General features: G+C 37.6%; 21 protein-coding genes and 1 pseudogene. 7 read left to right on the top strand and 15 right to left on the bottom strand.

What is annotated here, in order from left to right; genetic code table 11:
* Positions 1–114: 114 nt before the first annotated feature.
* The 3 genes and pseudogenes from H7U19_RS05730 to alaS all read right to left on the bottom strand — a co-directional run bounded on the left by H7U19_RS05730 (position 115) and on the right by alaS (position 4,115).
* A complete protein-coding gene (locus H7U19_RS05730; RefSeq protein WP_186560041.1) occupies positions 115–1,068 on the bottom strand; it encodes a GSCFA domain-containing protein in 954 nt (317 codons plus the stop codon).
* Between the two features lie 37 nt (positions 1,069–1,105).
* A pseudogene (locus tag H7U19_RS05735) lies at positions 1,106–1,472 on the bottom strand (GxxExxY protein).
* A 30-nt stretch (positions 1,473–1,502) separates the two neighbouring features.
* Positions 1,503–4,115 (bottom strand): alanine--tRNA ligase, encoded by a 2,613-nt coding sequence (gene alaS, locus H7U19_RS05740; protein ID WP_186560043.1) that lies wholly within the window; start codon positions 4,113–4,115, stop codon positions 1,503–1,505.
* A 222-nt stretch (positions 4,116–4,337) separates the two neighbouring features.
* On the opposite strand from alaS, the gene H7U19_RS05745 reads away from it, so the two are divergent.
* The 5 genes from H7U19_RS05745 to H7U19_RS05765 all read left to right on the top strand — a co-directional run bounded on the left by H7U19_RS05745 (position 4,338) and on the right by H7U19_RS05765 (position 7,685).
* Positions 4,338–5,309: a M23 family metallopeptidase gene (locus H7U19_RS05745; protein WP_186560045.1), complete on the top strand. Its 972-nt coding sequence runs from the start codon at positions 4,338–4,340 to the stop codon at positions 5,307–5,309.
* A complete protein-coding gene (locus H7U19_RS05750) occupies positions 5,309–5,638 on the top strand; it encodes a MerR family transcriptional regulator (protein ID WP_186560047.1) in 330 nt (109 codons plus the stop codon). Before H7U19_RS05745 ends, H7U19_RS05750 begins: the two co-directional genes overlap by 1 nt.
* Positions 5,639–5,775: 137 nt before the next feature.
* Positions 5,776–6,390, top strand: coding sequence for a LemA family protein (locus tag H7U19_RS05755; protein ID WP_186560049.1), 615 nt, complete (start codon positions 5,776–5,778; stop codon positions 6,388–6,390).
* A complete protein-coding gene (locus H7U19_RS05760) occupies positions 6,390–6,830 on the top strand; it encodes a TPM domain-containing protein (protein WP_186560051.1) in 441 nt (146 codons plus the stop codon). The genes H7U19_RS05755 and H7U19_RS05760 overlap by 1 nt, the downstream gene beginning before the upstream one ends.
* A 9-nt stretch (positions 6,831–6,839) precedes the next feature.
* A complete protein-coding gene (locus tag H7U19_RS05765; protein ID WP_425489552.1) occupies positions 6,840–7,685 on the top strand; it encodes a TPM domain-containing protein in 846 nt (281 codons plus the stop codon).
* A gap of 101 nt (positions 7,686–7,786) precedes the next feature.
* On the opposite strand, the gene H7U19_RS05770 is transcribed toward H7U19_RS05765, so the two are convergent.
* From H7U19_RS05770 to der, 7 genes are all read right to left on the bottom strand, one after another.
* Entirely contained in the window at positions 7,787–10,351 is a 2,565-nt protein-coding gene (locus H7U19_RS05770; protein ID WP_186560053.1) for a TlpA family protein disulfide reductase, read from the bottom strand.
* A gap of 10 nt (positions 10,352–10,361) precedes the next feature.
* The gene (locus H7U19_RS05775; RefSeq protein WP_186560055.1) at positions 10,362–10,802 is read right to left on the bottom strand and encodes a protein-disulfide reductase DsbD domain-containing protein; all 441 of its coding nucleotides are present in this window, start codon (positions 10,800–10,802) and stop codon (positions 10,362–10,364) included.
* Positions 10,803–10,915: 113 nt separating this feature from the next.
* Positions 10,916–11,437 carry a hypothetical protein gene (locus H7U19_RS05780; RefSeq protein WP_186560057.1) on the bottom strand — a complete coding sequence of 174 codons (522 nt, stop codon included), beginning with the start codon at positions 11,435–11,437 and terminating at the stop codon, positions 10,916–10,918.
* Positions 11,424–11,804, bottom strand: coding sequence for a GntR family transcriptional regulator (locus H7U19_RS05785; protein ID WP_186560058.1), 381 nt, complete (start codon positions 11,802–11,804; stop codon positions 11,424–11,426). Before H7U19_RS05785 ends, H7U19_RS05780 begins: the two co-directional genes overlap by 14 nt.
* Positions 11,804–12,622: a hypothetical protein gene (locus tag H7U19_RS05790; protein ID WP_186560060.1), complete on the bottom strand. Its 819-nt coding sequence runs from the start codon at positions 12,620–12,622 to the stop codon at positions 11,804–11,806. The genes H7U19_RS05785 and H7U19_RS05790 overlap by 1 nt, the downstream gene beginning before the upstream one ends.
* Positions 12,623–12,633: 11 nt before the next feature.
* The gene (locus H7U19_RS05795) at positions 12,634–13,452 is read right to left on the bottom strand and encodes an ABC transporter ATP-binding protein (protein WP_186560062.1); all 819 of its coding nucleotides are present in this window, start codon (positions 13,450–13,452) and stop codon (positions 12,634–12,636) included.
* Between the two features lie 81 nt (positions 13,453–13,533).
* The gene (der, locus tag H7U19_RS05800) at positions 13,534–14,838 is read right to left on the bottom strand and encodes a ribosome biogenesis GTPase Der (protein ID WP_186560064.1); all 1,305 of its coding nucleotides are present in this window, start codon (positions 14,836–14,838) and stop codon (positions 13,534–13,536) included.
* 76 nt (positions 14,839–14,914) lie between these two features.
* Between der and H7U19_RS05805 the strand changes: the two genes are divergently transcribed.
* Entirely contained in the window at positions 14,915–15,418 is a 504-nt protein-coding gene (locus tag H7U19_RS05805; protein WP_186560066.1) for a GTP-binding protein, read from the top strand.
* A gap of 206 nt (positions 15,419–15,624) precedes the next feature.
* On the opposite strand, the gene H7U19_RS05810 is transcribed toward H7U19_RS05805, so the two are convergent.
* The 4 genes from H7U19_RS05810 to H7U19_RS16795 all read right to left on the bottom strand — a co-directional run bounded on the left by H7U19_RS05810 (position 15,625) and on the right by H7U19_RS16795 (position 20,262).
* Positions 15,625–17,130, bottom strand: a complete 1,506-nt coding sequence (locus H7U19_RS05810) for a choice-of-anchor I family protein (protein WP_186560068.1) — start codon at positions 17,128–17,130, stop codon at positions 15,625–15,627.
* 83 nt (positions 17,131–17,213) lie between these two features.
* Positions 17,214–18,098, bottom strand: a complete 885-nt coding sequence (gene era, locus H7U19_RS05815) for a GTPase Era (protein ID WP_186560070.1) — start codon at positions 18,096–18,098, stop codon at positions 17,214–17,216.
* 102 nt (positions 18,099–18,200) lie between these two features.
* Positions 18,201–18,935, bottom strand: a complete 735-nt coding sequence (bamJ, locus tag H7U19_RS05820) for a BamJ family beta-barrel-assembly machinery protein (RefSeq protein WP_222597389.1) — start codon at positions 18,933–18,935, stop codon at positions 18,201–18,203.
* A 148-nt stretch (positions 18,936–19,083) separates the two neighbouring features.
* Positions 19,084–20,262, bottom strand: a complete 1,179-nt coding sequence (locus H7U19_RS16795) for a hypothetical protein (protein ID WP_222597390.1) — start codon at positions 20,260–20,262, stop codon at positions 19,084–19,086.
* A 169-nt stretch (positions 20,263–20,431) separates the two neighbouring features.
* Between H7U19_RS16795 and H7U19_RS05830 the strand changes: the two genes are divergently transcribed.
* A complete protein-coding gene (locus H7U19_RS05830; RefSeq protein WP_186560071.1) occupies positions 20,432–21,739 on the top strand; it encodes a Kelch repeat-containing protein in 1,308 nt (435 codons plus the stop codon).
* 141 nt (positions 21,740–21,880) lie between these two features.
* Here the strand turns inward: H7U19_RS05830 and H7U19_RS05835 are convergent, their stop codons facing one another.
* On the bottom strand, positions 21,881–22,645 hold the full coding sequence (locus tag H7U19_RS05835; RefSeq protein WP_186561496.1) for an SDR family NAD(P)-dependent oxidoreductase: 765 nt from the start codon (positions 22,643–22,645) through the stop codon (positions 21,881–21,883).
* Positions 22,646–22,814: the final 169 nt, after the last annotated feature.

The following is a 22,814-nucleotide window of genomic DNA, read 5'->3' on the forward strand; positions in this document are numbered from 1 at the left end:
TATTGATTAATAACATTACAAAGCTGCAACAATGAGCAAGGGCAAACAATACGACGAATTGCGTATATTTCGAAATACGATATACGATTTTTTAATTACAATTGGTGTAAATCGTTAGAATTTAATGTGCGGAAATTGTTTTGCAACCCTTGCCTTTTGAGCCTCCAAGTTTTGAAGAAATTTTTGATGGGCTTGTGAATTTGGGTTGAAGGGTTTATGCTGAAGTCCCCTTTGAATGGTATCTACGGCTTCCATAGTTTGAAAACTATCTTCGGATATCCAAACGGATTTGAAGCGTTCCCAAATGTAGTTGATAGCTGTTGGATTGGGATGAATCATATCCTCGCTGTAAAATCGATAGTCCCGAAGTTCGTCCATCATCATTTCGTAAGATGGGAAATAAAGCCCCCTATCGCCCATAGGGGGAATCATCTTATGAATTGAGCTTATTAAATGCGACTTACTAAGCGTATTTTCGGCAAAGCCATCCTTTAGGTGACGCACTGGTGACACCGTAAAAATTATGGTGGCTTTGGTGTTGACGCTTTTTACTAAAGAAACGATGTTTTGAAGAGATTCAAAAATTGAATCGACCGACAGCAATTCTTTCTTGAATTGATTTTGGGGCACTTTATGGCAATTAGCAACTATGCTATCCGATTCGATTTGCCTATAAACCCAAGCTGTTCCAAGAGTGATAATAATATGTGAGGAGTCTTTGAGTCGCCTCCCTGTTAAGTCGATTCCATAGTTAAGTTGATGACGCAAACCTTCTTTTGATGATTGGCTTAATTTTGAATGTGAATCAAAACATTGCCATTGCTCGTTATGAAAAAACACATCACTATCTTTATACACTTTTTGGCGGACTGCATTTTCAATAAGCGTTTCAATTGCCTTTGGATTGAATAAAATACCGAAAGGGTTTTTAGTGTTTTGGAATTTGAAATAGTCGAGTTTTTTACCGATGTTTTCTGAAAAACAGGAACCGATGAGCAGGATATTAGATTTATAATCAATTAGATTATTGGACTGTTTAAGTAATGGTATTTTGGTTTGAAGGTTCATTTTTTCTCTCGCAAAGGCGCTAAGTCGCAAAGAATTTTTATAAATTATTCACAATTCTCGTTATACCATTTTTGATTAAGGCCTCATTGAAGTTTATTAATAAACCTAATTTCAATTCTGATATTTTCAAATATGTTAATAATTGCTTTGGGTGAACAGGTTCTAATCTTTGAACTGATTTTAACTCAATTATCACCTTATTTTCAACTATAATATCACATCGAAAACCTACGTTCATCTCGACTTCTTTGTAATATTTTTTGTGGCTTAAACTCTAAACCCTCCTGTTCCAACTCATAACACAAAACCTCTTCATAAACAGACTCCAAAAGACCTGGTCCGAGTTCGACATGAATTTGATAGCATTTGTCAACTATAACCTTCGCGATTTCATTTTCCGTCATAACACTTTGCGCCTTAGCGTCTTTGCGAGATTATTTAACGAAATTGCGAGCTTGATCGAGTGCCTCAGCAATCCCATCTGGATTCTTACCGCCAGCTGTAGCAAAAAATGGCTGTCCGCCACCACCGCCTTGGATATATTTACCTAATTCGCGAACTATCTGCCCGGCATTCAAACCTTTACTATCAACAAGTAGTTTTGAAATATAGCAGGACAATAATGCTTTTCCATTTTGCTCCGTAGCCAATAACAAAAAGAGATTATCAAACTGACTGCCCAATTCAAAAGCCACATCCTTCAAACCACCAGCATCCAAATCCAATTGTTTGGCTAAGAATTGAACACCGTTAATATCTTGGAGTTCATTTTTAAGTTCACCTTTAATGTTTTTGGCTTTATCTTTTAACAAAGCTTCAATCTGCTTCTTTAAATTTGTGTTTTCATCTTGTAGATTTTGCAACGCCTTCACTGGGTCCTTTGCATTGTTCAATAAATCCCGCATTTCAAAATAGGCTCTATTGTTTTCAAAATAGAAATCCTTTACAGCATCGTTGGTGATGGCCTCAATGCGTCGAATCCCAGCCGCTACAGCACCCTCTGACACAATTTTGAAATGCCATATGTCGGCTGTGTTGTTCACATGCGTACCCCCACAAAGTTCAATGGACTGCCCAAAACGAATAGAACGCACGGTATCCCCGTATTTCTCCCCAAACAGGCTCATCGCACCTTCGGCAATAGCTTCTTCTTTTGGAATACTACGCTTTTCAACCAAAGGTAATTTTCCCTCGATACGTCTGTTTACGAAATTCTCAACATCACGTAATTCCTCTACCGTCAACTTTGAAAAGTGGGAAAAATCGAAACGCAAATACTTGGAGTGTACTGCACTTCCCTTTTGCTCCACATGAGTGCCCAACACCTCCCTTAAAGCTTGATGCAACAAGTGCGTTGCTGTATGGTTACATTCCGTGCGATGACGCTGTTTGGCATCCACCACAGCCTTAAACGTTTCATCCAAATGCTTCGGCAAATTTTTTGCAAAATGGATAATCACATTATTTTCCTTTTTCGTGTCCAAAATATAAACCACGTCTCCATGCGCATCTTCCAAATACCCCTTATCCCCCACTTGGCCTCCGCCTTCTGGATAAAAGGGCGTAATATCAAATACCAATTGGAACATGTCACCCTCTTTTTTGGAGGACACTTTTCGGTATCGTGTTAATTTTACATTCGCTTCAAGCGTATCATAGCCCACAAATGCTTCGTCTGAGTTTTCGGTTAGAACCGTCCAATCATCAGTAGACATTTCACTAGCTGCTCGGGAGCGGTCCTTTTGTTTTTGCAGTTCGGCCTCAAATCCTTTTTCATCCAGTTTTAATCCTTTTTCAGAAAGAATCAACGCTGTCAAATCGATTGGAAAGCCATAAGTATCATACAACTCGAAAGCCTTTTCACCTGAAATGGTTTCGCCTTTAGTTTCTACAACAATACCGTTCAATAATACCAAACCTTGCTCCAAAGTCCTTAAAAAAGACTGCTCCTCTTCTTTAATCACATTTTCAATCAATTGCTTTTGAGCCTTCAACTCTGGAAAAGCTTCTCCCATTCTATTGCTCAACACGTCCACCAAACGGTAAATAAAAGGTTCTTTTTTATCTAAAAAAGTAAAACCATAACGTACCGCGCGACGTAAAATCCTTCGGATGACATACCCTGCACCGGTATTGCTGGGCAACTGCCCATCAGCAATTGAAAACGCCACCGCACGCACATGGTCGGCTATTACCCGAATGGCTACATCCACTTTTTCACCCTTACCATAGGATTTATTAGTAATAGTTTCTACCTCACGGATTATCGGGGTAAACACATCGGTATCGTAATTAGACTGCACGTCTTGCAATACCATGCATAAGCGCTCAAAACCCATCCCTGTATCGATATGCTTGTTCGGCAAAGTTTCCAATTTCCCGTTGGCCCTTCTATTGTATTGCATGAATACCAAATTCCAAATTTCCACAACCTGCGGGTGGTCCATATTCACCAAATCCTTACCGGAAACTTTGGCTTTTTCTTCTGGCGAACGGATGTCCACATGAATCTCAGAACACGGCCCACAAGGACCCTGGTCGCCCATTTCCCAAAAATTGTCCTTTTTATCTCCTTTTAAAATACGGTCCTCGGAAATATGTGCCTTCCAAAAATCATAGGCTTCGGTATCCATTTCGGTGCCATCAGCTTCATCACCTTCAAAAACCGTCACATAAAGGATGTCCTTATCAATACCGTAAACTTCAGTCAGTAATTCCCATGCCCAGGCAATGGCTTCTTTTTTAAAATAATCGCCAAAACTCCAATTCCCCAGCATCTCAAAAAGCGTGTGGTGGTAGGTATCGTAGCCCACTTCTTCCAAGTCGTTGTGCTTCCCGGAAACACGCAAGCATTTTTGTGTATCTGCAATTCTGTTGCTTTTTGGCTCCGCATTCCCCAAGAAATATTCCTTAAAAGGTGCCATGCCTGAATTGACAAACATAAGGGTGGGGTCGTCCTTTAATACCATTGGTGCAGATGGCACAATACTGTGTTTTTTACCCTCGAAAAAACTTAAAAATTTGGACCTTACTTCTTGAGATTTCATGGATGTAATTACGCTAATCTTCGTTAAATTATAGTTTTTGTAAAACAATTTTTATCTTTATCCTCCATTTTGAAAATCAAACTCGGAGTTGGACAAATAAATCACCCATTTTATTATTCCCTTTTACAAGGCAATAAACTATAAAAATTTGGGTTGTAATTGTTGGTAAAATTCAACTTCCACATTAAATTTTATAGCTGCAAAAATAGCATAAATTAAGTAATGAGTAAGGTAAAATATTATTACGATCCTGAATCGCTTTCTTACCGAAAAATTGAACGCAAAAAACGTAACACTTTTAAGTTTATCATGGTGTTTTTGCTGGCTTCGGCGCTGTTTGCCTTTCTCTTCGTATTCATTGCTGGGCATTATGTGGAATCCCCAAACGAAAAGGCTTTAAAGCGCGAACTGGAAAACATGCAATTACAGTTCGATTTACTGAACAAAAAAATGTCTGAAGCCGAGGCGGTTTTGGCGAGTATTGAAGATAGGGACAATAATATTTACCGCGTATATTTCGAAGCCAATCCCATTCCAGGAGAGCAACGGCGCGCTGGTTTTGGAGGTATCAATCGCTACAAGGATTTGGAAGGCTATGACAATTCGAAGCTAATAGTAAGAACCAGCAAGCGCTTAGATATATTACAAAAACAGATTGTAGTACAATCCAAATCGCTGGATGAAATTGCAGTTTTGGCAGAAGAAAAGGAAAAATTGTTGGCGGCCATTCCAGCCATTCAACCTGTGAGCAATGAGGATTTGACCAGAATGGCATCCGGATATGGCATGCGTTCCGACCCTTTTACCAAAGTGAGAAAGATGCACAAAGGGATGGATTTCACTGCTCCGCGAGGCACCCCAATTTATGCTTCCGGCGATGGCGTAGTGGTTCGCGCAGATTCCAGGGCAAGCGGTTATGGGAAGCATATTCGTATTGACCATGGATTTGGGTACATGAGCCTTTACGCCCATTTGTATAAATACAATGTTCGTAAAAATCAGAAAGTAAAACGTGGCGATTTGATCGGTTTTGTAGGTAGCACTGGACGTTCTCAAGCACCGCATTTACATTATGAAATCATGAAAGACGGTCGGCATATTAACCCAATAAACTTCTATTACGGCAGTTTAACGGCTGAAGAATTCAACAAACTTTTAGAAAACGCTTCTTTAGAAAACCAATCCCTCGATTAATGCATATAGAACTCCCCGAAAAACGATATTATGGTATTGGCGAAGTGGCCAAAGCCTTTGGGGTGAACACCTCCCTCATCCGATTTTGGGAAAAGGAGTTTGACATCCTTAAACCGAAAAAGAATGCAAAGGGCAACCGTAAGTTTACCCCCGAAGACATCAAAAACCTCAAATTTATCTATCATTTGGTAAAAGAACGTGGGTTTACTTTAGAGGGTGCAAAAACCCATTTGAAAGAAGATAAAAAAGAAGCCTTGAGCAACTTTGAAATCATCAATAAGTTGGAAAACATCAAAACCCAATTGATAAAAATCAAGGAGCATCTTTAAAATTATTTCATTTGTCGCGATTTTTCATCCGCCCCACCCATTTTCATTTTAGTTAATTTCGAAAGGAAAAAACTAGAAGTAACTTTTTAATCAATTTTGAGTCTAACAGATATCACTAACATCATATTTAATTTATTATGAAAAAAAGAGTAATTGGCGGTTTAGGCTGCATTGGCCTATTAATTATAGGTGTAATTGCCATAGGGGGAATTGGCTTCTTGTATGGCTACAATTTTAACAATACTGCCGTGGAATATGAAGCGGACGCAAAAACAGCTTGGTCCAATGTTGAAAGTTCGTATCAACGCCGTGCGGATTTAATTCCAAATCTTGTTGCAACTGTTAAGGGCTATGCGGCTCACGAAAAAGAAACCTTGGAAGGTGTCATCAAAGCACGTTCCGAAGCGACAAAAACGACAATTAACGCTGGCGATTTGACTCCTGAAACTATGGCCCAATTCCAGCAAGCACAGCAGGGTTTAAGCGGTGCATTATCCAAACTTTTATTAACTGTGGAGCGTTATCCAGATTTAAAAGCAGACAAAAGCTTTTTAGAATTACAGTCACAGTTAGAAGGAACGGAAAATAGAATTAACGTGGCTCGAGATCGTTATAATCAAGCAGTAAACATCTATGATAAATACACAACAAAATTCCCTGGAAAACTATTTGCCGGATGGTTTGGATTTGAAGAAATGGCAAGATTTAAGAGCGCTCCAGGAAGTGAAAATGCTCCAAAAGTAGAGTTTTAATGTCCAAAATCGAAGACTTTTTAACTGCTGACGAAGAACGGGAAATTATTGAAGCCATACGACAGGCTGAGCTCAATACTTCGGGAGAAATCCGAGTGCATATTGAAAAAACGTCGAAAGAAATGGACGCATCCAATCGTGCTTTGGAGTTGTTTCACATCTTAAAAATGGACAATACTAAACTTCAAAATGCGGTATTGATTTATGTGGCGGTGGAGGACAAAACCTTTGTGATTTATGGTGACAAAGGCATCAATGATGTAGTTGAAACCGGTTTCTGGAACAGCACCAAAGACATAATGCAATCCCACTTTAAAAAAGGAGATTTTAAGCAAGGGTTGGTGGAAGGGATTTTAAAGTCTGGTGAACAGCTTCAGACTTATTTCCCTTATGAAGATGGGGACACGAATGAGTTGACTAACGAAATTTCAAAAGGATAATTGGGCAGTATGCAGTATTCAGTAGGCAGTTCGCAGTCGCAGTATAGGCAACAAAAGAAAACTGTACTTATCCTTATGTTGGCGCTTTTTTCTTTTTGCACAACTTATGCCCAATTCGATATTCCTGAAAAACCAGAATTTCAAACCAGTGTTTATGATTATTATAATCTTTTAAATGCTTCAGAAAAAGGTGGCCTCGAGCGTAAACTCATTAAATACTCGGATACTACTTCTACACAAATAGTTGTCGCCATTATTGCTTCTACCAAAGGCGAAAACATTAATTATTTAGGGGCTAATTGGTTGACTGAATGGGGTATTGGACAAGCAAAAGAAGACAATGGTATTTTAATTATTCTTGCAAGAGACGATAGGCGTATTGCCATAAATACGGGATACGGCGTGGAACATTTGTTGACCGATGCCATGTCCAAACGGATTATTGAGCGGGACATCATCCCATTTTTCAAAAGAAATGATTACTATGGTGGCCTTAACCGTGGCGCGGATGCCATTTTTGAGGTTATGAATGGGGAATACAAGGGTTCGCGAAAATCGAATAACAATGGGTTGCCCATTGGTTTCTATTTTGTGCTTTTCCTAATTTTTATCTTGATACTTATTGCCATTACCAAAAATAGACGCGGTGGAGGTGGCAATAGAGGACATCGTTCTACCGGGCAAGATATTTTGGAGGCCATCATTTTTAGCAATATGGGCCGTGGCAACTATCGTGGCGGTTCCAGTGGCTGGGGCCGAAGTTCAGGCGGTGGTGGATGGTCTTCCGGAGGCGGTTTTGGTGGTGGCTTTGGAGGAGGTGCTGGTGGTGGAGGCGGTGCTTCTGGGGGGTGGTGATTTATTTCAATTACATAGGCCTTATGATGAATAAGAAAGGCAGTCTAAAAAGTCACTTTTAGACTGCCTCTTTTTGTAAAATCTTTACACCAAAAAATATGTTATTTAGCCATTTCTGCCTTAAATATCCTTTTCAAACTGGTATTGTCCATATGTGGCATTTTGGGTTTCACGATGTTACCTTCCTTGTTTACCAATGTATAATGCGGAATACCAGAGATATTAAATTTTTCAGCTAAATAATTCCACTCGTCTTCCGACACTCTGTAATGTTCTCCTTTTATATTTGCTATCGCATTCTTCCATGTTCCCTCTGGCGAGGTTTGGTTGGTTATGTACAAAAACACCACATCTTCATCTGCCATTTCTGCTTTTAGAGGAGCAATTCTTTTTATACCTGATTTACATGGGGCACACCAGGTAGCCCAAAAATCTACGTAAACTACTTTACCTTTAAATTTTTCCAACATGGAGGCAAACAACTCATCGCCTTCACTTTTCTCCACACTATGTACGGTATAACCTCCTTTGGTTTTGTTAAGCTCCATTTTTTCCTTGGTTTGCTCATTACAAAATGCTAAATACTCTTTTAAAAATGGTGTATGAATCTTCTCTTGCGCCTTGACCAAAGTCTCATTATTATAAACTTTATAGTCTTCAAACTTTTTACTAAGTGTTTGTATTTTCATTACATCTTGTAAAAAGGAATTTTGCTTCCCAAAAAACGCTCGCATTTTCTTGTCTCTAGCTTCACTCAGCCGTACCCTAAAAATCTCAGATGAATGTTTATTGTATTTGTCATAAAACGTTTTTACGGCACCTTCAAACTGTTTTTTAAATACACGCTCTTCTTCAATTTCAATAGGTGTCTTTAAAACCGCTAAGGCCTCTACCATTTTAGCTTCTTCATCTGTAATTTCAATATTTTTAGTTTTTAAATAGTCCACAACATTAAGGATAAAATGATGTTTGTATTGGTCTTTTTCTTTTATAAACTTCCGAACATCTTTAAAATGTTTCCTATACTTTTTATAAAACGCTTGTTCAGTATCACCATGCGCCTTTCTGAATTTTTCTTCTTTGGCGCGTATTTCTGGAGTTTCTATTTGCTTACTTGACTCCACCATATTAAGTTCTTCAGTAGTTAATTCTATGCCTTTTTTCTGCAACCAATAAGCCATTTCTGCCCTGTTTAATTGAGACAATCGATCTTCTCTAAAAATCTCAGCATACATTAACCTATTTGTAAAAAAGTAATAGCTGTTAGACAAGGTTAATAGCTTATTATCTGCAATAGATTTGGGCAGAAAACTATAGTAATCCTCATCTACCTCAAACTCTTTATAAGGTACTTTATCCTTCTCGTTTTTGGCTCTTTTATTTTTTGAAGCCATAGAACGGCGATACATGTCATAACTCAGTAGCATATCGTAAAACCCCAATTCGATTTCTGTGTTCTTTATTTGCAATGCTTTTTTACTAATAAAGTTATCCTTTTGAAATAACCTAAGTTTACCCAGAGATTCTTCCTTTAATTCTTGGCATAATTTTTTATAATCCTTTGGAGATGTTTCTCCTATTTTTTTATACTGTTTCTTACTTAAACTAAGTGTAATGTCTTTTAATTTTTGTAAGTCAGCATTAATTTGGGCGTTATCGCCCATAAAATAGGAGTCTCTGTTATGGATATAATGAAACGCTTCTTTATTAGGCTCTAAAAACACATCGTATCTACCGATTGGCGTTTTTACGTACACCGTTTGCGGATGAGTTAACGGAAGTTCCAGTTTAAAACTGCCATCCTCACTTACTTTAACCAAATGCGATTCTTGGCCTCCTAAAAATGGGTTATTGACATGAATCATGCCTGTTTTTTGCTTCATCCTTTTTGAAAACCCTTTTATCATTCCAGAATATGTAGCAGTACTTATTTCAAACTCCACGTTTTCAAAAGCCACATCGTTTGGCAATTTAAAATCTGGGTTGAACACCTTTTCTAAACTATAATCTTGTAGTGACTTAGGTGAACCGCCAAAAGCAACCATTCCATTTTTTCCGAGTTTTGCATTTATGGTTTTAACCTCGCCACCTTTCTCTAAAGTTATAGTATATTTTTTGCCTTTTTGGTCAACAGATTTATAATTCCAAACTATACCATCTACAATGGCATATTTGGAATTAAAACCATAATCCCAACGATTACTACCATCAACTAAAAACCAGTTCCCCCGAAGCTCTTTCGGTAATAATACACTATTTTCATCTTCTTGTATTATAATATCATAAATACCACCGCCACCTTTTTTTTCTACCCCAAACTCAATAGTTTTAACAGTTTTGCTTAAAGGCGGAAAATATAACTGATATGTAACTTCTCCGGATTTTGGAAAATAATTTCTTTTAAACTCTGCTCCAGTGAGTTTAATAGTAAATAGTTTTTTATCTCCACTTAAATCTTGGATATAAGACTCTTCGTGCAAATGAAAATATCCCCACGGCAACTTTTTTAATTTGAAATGCAACACCGTTGTGGTGTCTAGCATTTCAATTTTTGTAATTTCTCCTGGATATGTAGCGAGCCCGTATTCTGGATTTTCAATGACTTTTTGAGCGTAAAGGTGAGATGATACTACCCCAACGAAGAGGATAAAAAGGAATTTGTTCATAATTGATAGTTTATTTGATTGATGCTTCGAAATTTTTGGATCCAGGAATACATTTTTCGTCGTTACAGGTCATATAGTGTATGGTGCCCTTTATATCTATGGGCTCATTATTTAGTTTAATAATACGTTGTTTAAAAACTGTTTTGTTTTCAAAGTATTTTACATTCATTTCAAAAACGGCTTCATATACTTCCTTGGCATTTTCTTCTAATGGTTGCCCTTCACATTTATAATTGTCATTAGGTTCAAACTTAAATACGGTGGGCAATGGTCCGCCTTCGGAAAGGTATTGTGAATATAAATGCCAACTGCTTTCAATATCCACAGTAAAAACTATATCATATTCGTTTTCCGAAATCTTTTCAAGTGAAGTTTCCCATGTAACGGGATTTAAAATTTGAGAATAACTTTGTATTGATATTAATACAAATAGGAATGTGATGATTTTCAAAAGATGGGAAAAATTTAAGTGTTAACAGCCAGTCCTAATGTAACGAAAGTAAGATTAAAACAGTATGTGTTTTCTTAACAAATAGCCAATTTTAGTAGTTGTAATGTTAAAAGTTACTTTAAGGGTTTTCTAACTTTAATAGAATCGCCTTTAGCATTCTTATAATACTCATAGGTAATCCCTTTAGCAGAATCTTGTTTTATTAATACCTCTATATGAGGTTTTGCAGCGTCTTTCAAACCTAAATTTAAAAGCGTCCGGCCGCAAACTTCATTTACAAAACGATTATTTGGCTCCAATTTATGAGCTTTATCTATCCACTTCTTTGCAAGTTTTAAATTAAAAGTATCCTTGGTTAAATTAAATTTATCATTCAATAAACTTGCTGCACTTGCGTAGTCATAATAGCCATTGTAATATTTAAAATATTCTTCTGATATCACTATAAATTCTTCTATTTTTTCAATAGAATCCTTGTTTTTTTCAAGCCATTGTCGGGTATAGTAAAAATCTGTTCGTGCTTTTTTCTTTTTATCATATTCTTCTTCATGAAACATAGAATCTACATGCCAACTCACTAATACAAGAGTTATAAATGCTAAAAAGCCAATTAAAATATAATTACTTGTTTTCATTGGGATCGTTTTGTTTTAGTTCGTCAATTAGTGCTTTTAAATCGTTACTATCCAATTGCAGTAGCTTTATTTTTTCTAATAAAATGGGGAGTTCATTTTTAAAAAACTCTTTTTTATTTCTGTTTTTAATTAATTTCACGGCGTGTTCTGCTACAAAAAAACCTACACCTCTTTTATTATTAAAAATTTCTTCACCCTCTAAATAACTGTAGGTGCGCATTACGGTATTTCTATTTACCTCCAATTCCGCTGCCAAATCGCGAACAGAAGGCACCCTTTCATTTGGCTGTAGTTTACCTTCCAAAATTTGGTTGCAAATACTATCTGCAATCTGTAAATAAATACCTTTGGTTGCCTTAAATTCCATTATGCTTCCTTTTCTTTGAGTTTAAAGTAGGCGAATGGCAATAAAAATAAACTTGATAATGCACCAATACTATAGAGTGCAACATGACTGCTCTCGTACTCATCTTCTAAATCTCTAGAAATAACTTCAATACCGAAAACATCCACTTTACTCGGCAGTAGAATATGGTACAAAATTAATGTCACAACATACGCAAATAAGAATAGCCCTCCTAAAGCCAAAATAGTTTTGAATAACGCATATTTTTTGAAACAGCTTGCACCCGCGAACATAAACGTGGTAAATGAAAACAACGACAGTAAGGCTACGTTTCTATCTAATTTATTTTTAACAAAATCAAGTGAATCCAAGATTCCAAAACTAGGTATGTCCATGAAACCCCGACTATACTCTCGGGCAAACATAAGGGTAGCTAACTTAAAACTTAACCAAAAAAACAGCAAATACAATAGATTAAAGAGCACTACTCTAATAAGAAACTCATAAAAGAACTTTTCAAAGTTGGATACCGGTAAACTTAAATAGGTTGAAGTTCCCTCTTTATCTCTAAAAAAACTAAACGAGCTACCGGCTACTACAACTGAAAAAATTAAATAAAACCAAACAAAATAACTCACATAATCCCTGTGCTGTTTATCAAAATTATAACTATCCGCATACTCCTCAAGAATTCTATAGTTATCATCCAACAAATAATAACTAGCAAAACATAATACCACAAACATAACTAGTGCAAACAGTACATACTTCTTTTTGTGAAGCGCTATATCATATTGTAAAAACTTAAAAAAACGGCTTAAATTAAAATATCTATTCATAATACCTTAAACTATAGTTTAATATCGGCTTTATTTAAAACGGCTTTAAAAAGTAGCTCTATGTCAATTGGGGTTTCTTCTTCATCATTTACCGGCATGATAGTATCATGACCCCCCACACTTTTTTCAGAATAAAAAACCTCTTTTTCTGCAAGAGATGCAACTCTTTTAAATTGAATCTTCTCAACAATGGCTGTCACCTCCTTTTCAAAAATGATATCGCCTTTATCCATTATGACAATTTTATCGATTACAGCTTCAATGTCTCTAACTTGATGCGTAGAAATAACGACTAATTGATTTTCATCAACAGAACTAATCAAAACTTTTCTAAAAACACTTTTAGAATGAATATCCAAACCATTAGTGGGTTCATCCAGTAACAACAATTTACAATTTGTGGCCAAGGCAAACGCTATAGTAAACTTTTTTTGCTGCCCATGTGAAAGTTTATGAAGCTTTTGGGTTTCATCCAATTCAAAATCATCGAGAATTTTACTCATTTTTTCTTGATCGAAATTTTTATACAATTTTCCATAAACTTTAACATAAGACTTTATGGATAACGATGGGTAAAATGGCGTTTCTGTTACCAAAAAGACATCGTTTAAAAAATCCGGTTCTCTTTTAAAAGGGATGTGCTCGTTTATACTAACCTTTGCCTTCTTAAGGTCGAGTAAGCCAGACATCACATTTAAAAGCGTTGATTTTCCTGCACCATTCTTTCCAAGTAACCCAACAATATTACCTGCTTCTTGATTGAAGTTTAAGTCTTTAAATAAGCTACTCTTTTTACTGTAACTGTAAGAAAGATTTTGAATCGATATCATTACTAATGTATTAGTGTACTATTTAAGTATGACACAAAGATAGATTTATTATTGAAAAGAACAATTATTTATTGAAAAAAGTTATTTTTTCCGCATATAAACACTAATCGGGACACCTGTAAAATCAAACTTCTCCCGTAGTTTATTCTCCAAAAAGCGTTTGTAGGGGTCTTTTACATATTGAGGTAAATTGCAGAAAAACGCAAATTGTGGTTGAGGCGTGGGCAATTGCATGATGTATTTAATCTTCACGAACTTGCCCTTGTAAGCCGGTGGTGGGTAATGCTCAATAATGGGCAACAAGACGTCATTGAGCTGACTTGTCTTGATTTTCTTTGCTCTATTTTTATACACCTCAACGGCGGTTTCAATAGCTTTATAAATACGTTGTTTGGTCAATGCCGAAATAAAAACAATAGGCACATCTGTGAAGGGTTCCATCTGCCTCTTAATGGCTTTTTCGTAATCCTTTACTGATTTATGGTCTTTTTCTACCAAGTCCCATTTGTTGACCAACACCACAATGCCTTTTCGATTACGTTCCGCAAGCCAAAAGATATTCTGTACCTGACCGTCAAAACCACGATTGGCATCCAAAACCAACAGACACACATCACAATGTTCAATGGCTCGAACACTTCGCATCACCGAATAAAACTCCAAGTCTTCTTTTACCTTAGACTTTTTTCGGATTCCAGCAGTATCCACTAAATTGAATTCAAACCCAAATCGGTTGTATTTGGTGTCAATTGAATCCCTAGTCGTACCAGCTATATCGGTTACAATATATCTATCTTCGCCAATCAATGCATTTATAAAAGAGGACTTCCCTGCATTTGGCCGACCAACCACTGCAAAACGGGGTAATTCTTCCACGTCCTCCTCTACTTTTTCGGGAAGTGCGTCCACTAGCGCATCCAATAATTCGCCCGTACCGCTACCGTTGATGCTGGCCACAGTGTAGTACTCGCCCAGTCCAAGTGAATAAAACTCTACGGCATCCTCCCCTCTTTTGGCATTGTCCACTTTGTTCACCACCAAAAAGACAGGTTTTGATACTTTTCGCAATAGTTTTGCGACATCCTCGTCCATACCTGTAACACCGCTCTCAACATCTACCATAAAAATAATGGCATCCGCTTCGTCAATCGCCAGCTCCACCTGCTTATCGATTTCGGCTTCAAAAATATCGTCGCTTCCTAGCACGTAACCTCCAGTGTCAATTAGGGAAAACTCTCGTCCGTTCCATTCACATTTGCCATAATGGCGATCCCGTGTTACACCACTTACGGCATCAACAATGGCCTCTCTTTTTTGAATCATACGATTGAAAAAGGTCGATTTCCCAACATTTGGCCTTCCAACAATTGCGACTATATTTCCCATGTTTCTTAAATTGGGAGCAAAGGTACTACTTAAAGTTGAAGAAAAAACACTAATTTAACGATGCAAACTGAACATTATGCCCGCCAAAAATGAGATTGTATTAAGGCCACGTTTCAAAGTGGAATTAGAAGAAGACAACCAGTCCGTTTTGCAACGTTTTGAGAATGCCAAGAAAACCCAAACAGATTTCACGGTGACCCGAATTGACAATCACGTATTTATAAAATATCCCAAGAAAGACCAGCATTTTTGGTCGCCACAACTCCATTTGGAAATTGACGAAGTTGATAAAAATTCAAGTCTGCTCCATGGTCTATTTGGTCCCAATCCCACCATTTGGACGATGTTTATGTTTTTGCATTTTATTGTAGCCACACTTTTTCTCGCATTTGGCATTTGGGCTTACACCAATTGGACTCTAAATAATGAATACATCCTTCAGATAAGCCTGATGGTTTTGATGGTAATTATTTGGTTTGCGCTATACTTCGGCGGACGTATCGGGCGGGATTCCAGCAAGCCCGAAATGCATGATTTGCATGACTTTATGGAAAAGATTATTGCGCAAAAAAAGCCCTAGTTGAAGGAGGATACAACCTAAGGCTTTTAAAAACTAACTAACTCAAAACTAAACCAAACTAAACAAAGTTTGAGATATGCAAATATTGAATTGTTATATTAACTAATGGTTACCTAATCAAGAAGTTAGTATTAGGATTTTTACTTGATCTAAAAAAGCCAGAGCAAATTAAATACTCTGGCCTTTCGTTTTTTATGACTTGTGATTTATTTTGAATAAATATTCAAAGTAGCATCTTCCGGAAATTCGTTGGAAACGACTAACAAGGTTTTAGCGTTTGGGCTATCCTCTGCATCTACAACCAATAAACCTTCGGGCGAGGTGTTTCTTAATCTTTGGACAAAAAATGGATTGTAAATATCACGAATATTGTAAATCAGTACATCCCCACTTCGTTCTAAACCAATAACCGCATAGGTATTATCGCCTTCTACAAAAGTGGTTACCGCTTCCGGCTCTGTTCCTTTATCGTCCGACCTGTTTTCAGGATAATTTCCAAAGTCAAATAAGGTCATTAAAGTGAATTCATTTCCAGAATCGAAAAGCAATTGCCCCGATGTGCTCCAAATGGAGAATGAACGCGCACCGTATCCGTAAATTTGGTCCACGTCGCCATCACCGTCGGTATCTCCATTGGCAGTAGTTACTTTTAAACGACCTAGATTTTCCTCCGCTTGAAGTTCAGACGGATCACCAAAAATTGTAGGGTCTAAAGTCAAATCGTCTCCTCTTTCCTCTTCGGAGTAGCCATCATAATCCCTTGCATCCCCTTCATTTGCAGTAATAATATAGCCGTTGCCACCAATTTCAAAATAATCAATGGCGTCTGGCTGATAAAAACTCAACACTGGCCAAAATTGAAGGTTCCCGGTATTACCATCTTTATCACTTAAATCGAAAGCAACTTTTGAATAGTCCTTAGTTCCCAGAGGATAGATATCTGTGATCGTTTTAGAATCGATATCTAATTTGGCTATACCGTTGTTCTCTTGCAATGCGATAAACGCAGTTTTGGAATTAGAAGACACCGTAATATATTCCGGCTCAACATCCGTACTTAAATCCGCACCTGGGCCAAACACCCTAAATCCTTTTTCTTCCAAGGTGGCTTCTTCAATATTGAAAGCATCAAAATATATTTGAGTAGCTGTTTTTGTTTCGACTTCTATTAAAGTGATAGAACCTTTTGGATCTACATCATAATCATCGTTTGGCTCACCTTCATTGGCGGATAAGATATACTTTCCATCAGGAGTAAAAGTTACCATATCTGGCAATGCTCCAGCTGTAACATCAGCATAAGGCGTCAGTAAATCGTCAGTTTTAAAAACCACAACTTTACCGTTAGCCTGCTTATCCTCAGCTTCAATAGCAATGGCCAAATAGCCATTTTTACAGGCCACGGAATTTACGTTACCACCGTAAGCAGTCACATCGATCGGCATTTTCACTTCTGGGTTCCCTACATCGGAAATGTCGATTACCTCAACTTCTTTTGCTTCAGAATTTGTTGAAAATACAGTTTGAGTTTGGACATCATAGGCAGAAATTTCTGGAACGCCATCTCCAAAAGCAACTTTGGCAACTTTGGCAAAGGAGGTAACATCCATACCATCTTCACCATCCTCACCATCTTCTCCGCAAGAGGTAAATACGGTAAAAGTCCCCAAAAGGGCAATACTAAATAATTTGAATACGTTTTTGAGTTTCATAATTTTTGTTGATTAATTAAACCACAAATATGAAACCCAACATTAAAGCTAATGTTACGAAATCAAAAAATAAAGGTTAGAATTTAGCGCTGATTGTAACCAAAACGTTTCAGCTGGTTTTGATTGCTACGCCAATTTTTATTCACTTTGACGTAAAGTTCCAAGTGAATTTTTTTATCGAAGAAGATTTCCAAATCCTTTCGAGCCTCCATACCCACTCGTTTTAGAGCGCTCCCTTTATGACCGATAATGATACCTTTTTGGGAATCGCGCTCCACCATTATTACCGAACGGATTCTAATAATTTTTTCCTCTTCAAAAAACTCTTCGGTTTCAATTTCAACGGCATAAGGAATTTCTTTTTTATAGTGCAAAAGGATTTTTTCCCTAATTTTTTCGTTTATAAAGAAACGTTCAGGCTTATCCGTCAACTGATCCTTTGGATAAAATGGAGGTGACTCGGGAAGCAATTCAATAATACGATGGAACACTTCTTTTACATTGAAACCCTCCAAAGCCGAAATAGGAAATATTTCAGCATTGGGTACTTTTTCAGTCCACAATTGCACTTGATTTTCTAATTGTTCCTGATGCGATGTATCAATTTTGTTCAATAACAATAAAACGGGAATTTTTGCACTGGTTATTTTTCGAAAGAATGCTTCATCTTTTAAATTTTGCTCACCGATTTCAACCATGTAAATTAAAATATCGGCATCCTCGAAAGCAGATTTTACAAAATCCATCATGGATTGCTGCAACTCATAAGCTGGTTTAATGATGCCCGGGGTATCGCTAAGCACTAACTGAAAATCGTCACCATTTACAATCCCTAAAATCCGATGACGGGTGGTTTGTGCCTTTGAGGTAATAATAGATAGTTTTTCTCCCACAAAGGCATTCATCAAAGTAGATTTCCCCACATTGGGGTTACCGATTATATTTACAAAGCCAGCTTTATGCGCCATTTATAAGTTTCTTTTAAATACAAAGTTACAATGTAATAAGTCTCAAATAAAAACAGGAAGCTAAATTGCCTCCTGTTTCTATAATCTAAATATGTATAAAATCTATTTTTTATCTAAAATCTCCAATAACTCTACCTCAAAAATCAACATAGAGAATGGCTTGATGTTTGGCCCAGATTGTCTCGCACCGTAAGCCAATTCCTGAGGAATGAAAAATTTATATTTTGCACCTTCGTTCATTAATTGTAAACCTTCGGTCCAACCTTTAATCACTTGGGTTACTCCAAAATCGGTTGGTGTACCTCTGTCAACAGAACTGTCAAAAACAGTACCATCAATCAAAGTACCGTGATAATGTACCTTTACCCTATCAGCAGTGGTTGGTTTTTCACCATCACCTTCTTTCAAAACAATATACTGCAGGCCACTGTCCGTGGTTTTAACATCAGGATTTTCTACATTTTTCTTTAAGAACTCTTCGCCTTCGGTCTTGATATGTCCAAATGCCTTCTCAGCTTTTTTAGCGGCGATTTCCTGTTGCCTTTTCATGATTTTCTCACGATTTTTTTGAAAATAACCTTGTACTATATTTGCAGCCTCATCCTTATCTATCAATACTTCTGCCGAATCCAAAACATTCATATAACCTGCAATAAACAAATCGTTATTGATGTTTTCAAAATTTGAACTCACACTGTTTCCTACATCCATTCCTATGGCATAGCTTACAGAGTCTATTTCGGTTTTTAGCGCATCTTTGCTAACCGCTCCCGGCTTGTTTTGGCATGATGCAAAGCTTATCACTAATGCTATAATTGATAATTTAATAAGTTTCATAATCCTTTCTTGTTTTTTAAATTCCGCCAAAAGTAATGAAATTAAGCACATAAAAAAAGGGTATTAACGTTCTATTTGGTTTTGTAAATCTATTTAACCAAACACCTGAAAAATAAGGGTTTTACGTAAAAAGCAGAGCGTAAAAAAATTATTCGGGCCTAAAATCGACAGCCTTGGAAAGGATAAACTTATCAAACTCAAAACCGTCCTCCCGCATGGAAAAGGTGACGTAGTGTATGCCTTTTTCCTTGATATTTAAAGTTATTTTTTGAGGAATACCACAATGTTTTTCCTTTGTTCGTTGTGCTGAAGACCAGGCCCAAGAATTTTTCCCTTTACACCATTGCATTCTTGCACCACTTTCCGGCCATTCTCCATCTAAACCAACATGCAAACCATTATCCTCACTTCCTGTAGAATATGCCCTAACCCATACGTAATAAGTGCCGGGGTTTTGTATTTTAACTTTATAAGAAACCGTTCCACCAGTCCCTGGAACACCGAAAAAATTCTCGTTTTTAACGAGTGTATCATCATGTGTCACCCGGGTATCAGGTAAAGCTTCAAGATAAGCTTCTCCACTTGCTGAATCGGCATGATCCTCCAAGATAATGTCCTTAATTGGGACAATACTCGTTTTGGACCTCACGTACCAATCACGAGGCGACCCATTATTGGATTTATGGTGAAAATCCTCAGCCTCAACCTCTAAAAGACCTTCATTTTCCTCAAACGGCACCACATCCTTTAGTAAGGCTTGCAGGAATTCCTTTTTGTTTGATAGTAGTTCTTTCGGGATAAGATCCAAGCCCGTCCAGCGCCCCCGGGACCAAGCAGTGCCATCATTTTCAGGGATTTCACCATTGGTCACTGCTTTAGATTGAATTTCAACGATATCATTTGTTTTCAACATAATTACGTCCAAATCGTGGGTTACCCTTTCAAAAGATACCTTGGTTTTCGGGTTGGTAATGGTTATAATCTCATTACCATTCAGCAAAATTTTATACACGGATTCGCCGTCATTTTCGGTCATTGTGCGCAAAAATGGCTTGTAAAACCCCGGTTTACCTTCAAAAGTAATTTCAGCGCTTGCAAACACATCCCTTTGAGATTTATCCGCCGCATTCACAGCCAGAGCACCGTTTCGCTTATCTTTATAATATGTTGCCTTCCCACCTTCCGCTATTTTAAAATCGCTCACCGCCTTTAAATTCCAGGCTTTCGAAACGGCTTCACTGTTAACACGATCTTCCTTAGACTGCCCAAGGGCAAGGCCTACGTTAAGAAAAACACATAATACTAAAAACAATACTCTATTCTTCATCTGCTTTTTTTTAGCGGTTGAACCATTCAGTAAATCTAAGGGGACAAATTAAGATAATAAATTGTATTTTCAACAAAATACAATCAAACGTTCGCTATAGTTACAGCTTTTAATCACTACAGTGATATCGGAACGCTAACGGTGTAAAGCAACCTTAATGAATCCAATAATGCAAAAAAAAAACTCGTTCTCCTTCTGCCATATTTTTCTCTTATTGTGCTTGGTCAGTTTTAAGCTAAGTTACTCACAGCAAGATATTTGGATCGATAAAGATGAAAATGAAGACTATGAGGCGCGCCACGAATGTTCTTTTGTTCAGGCCGGTGATGCATTCTATATGTTTGGCGGACGGGAAAAGGCACAACAATTGGATGTTTACGATTTTAAAAATGACAAGTGGTCCATCGGCGGGAGTGCTCCAAAGGAGTTCAATCATTTTCAGGCAACATTTTATGAGGGGTTTATTTGGGTAATTGGCAGTTTTAAGACCAACAAATTTCCACGGGAGGAACCTGCCGATTTTATTTGGTTGTACTATCCGCCCACAAAAACTTGGATCCAAGGCCCTGAAATCCCCAAAGATAGACGGCGAGGCGGTGCAGGTTTGGTAATCTATGATAATAAATTTTATTTGGTTGGTGGTAACACCATAGGCCACGACGGCGGTTATGTAAACTGGCTGGATGAATATGACCCAAAATCAAATACTTGGACGGCATTGTCCGATGCCCCAAATGCACGGGACCATTTTAGTGCATTAACAGTCAATGACAAGCTTTACGCTTTAGGCGGAAGACACTCAGGTGGTGATGGTGGGGTTTTTGGGCCATTGATTGCACAGGTTGATGTTTATGATTTTAAGTCAAAAAAATGGTCTATTTTGAGCGAACCTCTCCCCACACCTCGTGCGGCACCGGGAGTGGCTCTATTCCATAACGAACTGTTTGTTATGGGTGGAGAAGGCGAACAACGGGGGCCAGCATACAAACGTGTTGAAGCTTATAATTTGGAAACAGACACTTGGTCAAGGAAAGCCGATATGCACTATGCCAGACATGGCACGCAGGCCATTGTTTCCGGCGAAGGTATCTATATTGCCGGAGGTTCGCCTAAGCGCGGTGGAGGCAGACAACTTAATATGGAGGTTTATAACGAAGATGCTCCCAGGGGATTACCATTAATTCCAAGCAAATTAAAGGGGCCCAAAAAAATATGTATCAAGAAAGGTGAAATGGAAATTGTCAAAGTGAAAAACACAAATGGAAATACAGGCAATTTTATAAATTCTATTAAGACTGAAGGGAAAAACGGAGATCAGTTTAAAATTCTCGAAAACTTTGATCTTTCACTTTTGGGGAGCAAAGAAATTGCGTACCTGAAAATCATTCATTTAAGGGAGAATCAAAATGACACGGCACAGATTGTAATAACTTATAATGGCAATTCAAAACTAATCATAAAAGTTGTTTCCAAATAAAAAAGCCTTTATGAAATCATCATTCATAAAGGCTTTTTCAAGTCGAGTTTAGTTTTAGTTTAGTATAAAATTTTGGGTTTTAAATGTAGCCCCAATTTTCAAGTATATTTTTGACCAAACCAATAGCGGATCAGTATTTTACTATCTACCCATCCAGCCACCGTCAACCACTACGATAGCACCATTCATATAGGCTGCAGCCTCCGAAGCCAAAAATACGGTTGGACCTGCAAAATCTTCCGGTTTCCCCCATCGACCAGCCGGTATCCTGGATAGTATCGATTCTGCCCTTGCAGAATCATTTCTCAAAGCTTTTGTATTATCCGTGGCGATATATCCGGGAGCGATGGCATTTACGTTTACACCCTTTCCTGCCCACTCGTTTGAGAAAGCCATGGTAAGTTGCCCAATGGCACCTTTACTTGCGGCGTAACCCGGAACGGTAATCCCTCCTTGGAATGTTAAGAGTGACGCGGTAAATATAATTTTACCCGAACCCCTCGCTACCATTTCCTTTCCAATTTCTCTGGTAAGCACAAACTGCGCATTTTGGTTGACTTCAATAACTTTATCCCACATTTCATCAGGATGTTCAGCGATGGGTGCCCTTAAAATAGTACCTGCATTGTTTACCAAAATATCTATTTTAGGATGATCTGCTTTTACGGCTTCAATAAATTTATACAATGATTTTCTATCCGAGAAATCGCATTGATACGCGCTAAAGTTTTTGCCCAACGCACGCACTTCTTTTTCGACATCGCTCCCGCTCAATTCCAAAGATGTGGAAACACCAATAATATCAGCGCCTGCTTCGGCCAAACCTACGGCCATTGCTTTTCCGATACCTCTTTTACAACCAGTTACCAATGCTGTTTTTCCTTCTACACTGAATGTGTTTAAAATACTCATTTTTATCTATTTGTTTATGCCTGCAGGACATGAAAAGAGTTTGCAGGGAGTTTATACTTTGAAATTTAATAAAACGTCATTAGGGCTAATTCTTAAACCATTTCACAAAATATAGAAACGGTACACAATTGAAGTCAACTGCATTATTAAAGATACTAGGACT

Source organism: Hyunsoonleella aquatilis, from assembly GCF_014270105.1.
Classification (GTDB): domain Bacteria; phylum Bacteroidota; class Bacteroidia; order Flavobacteriales; family Flavobacteriaceae; genus Jejuia; species Jejuia aquatilis.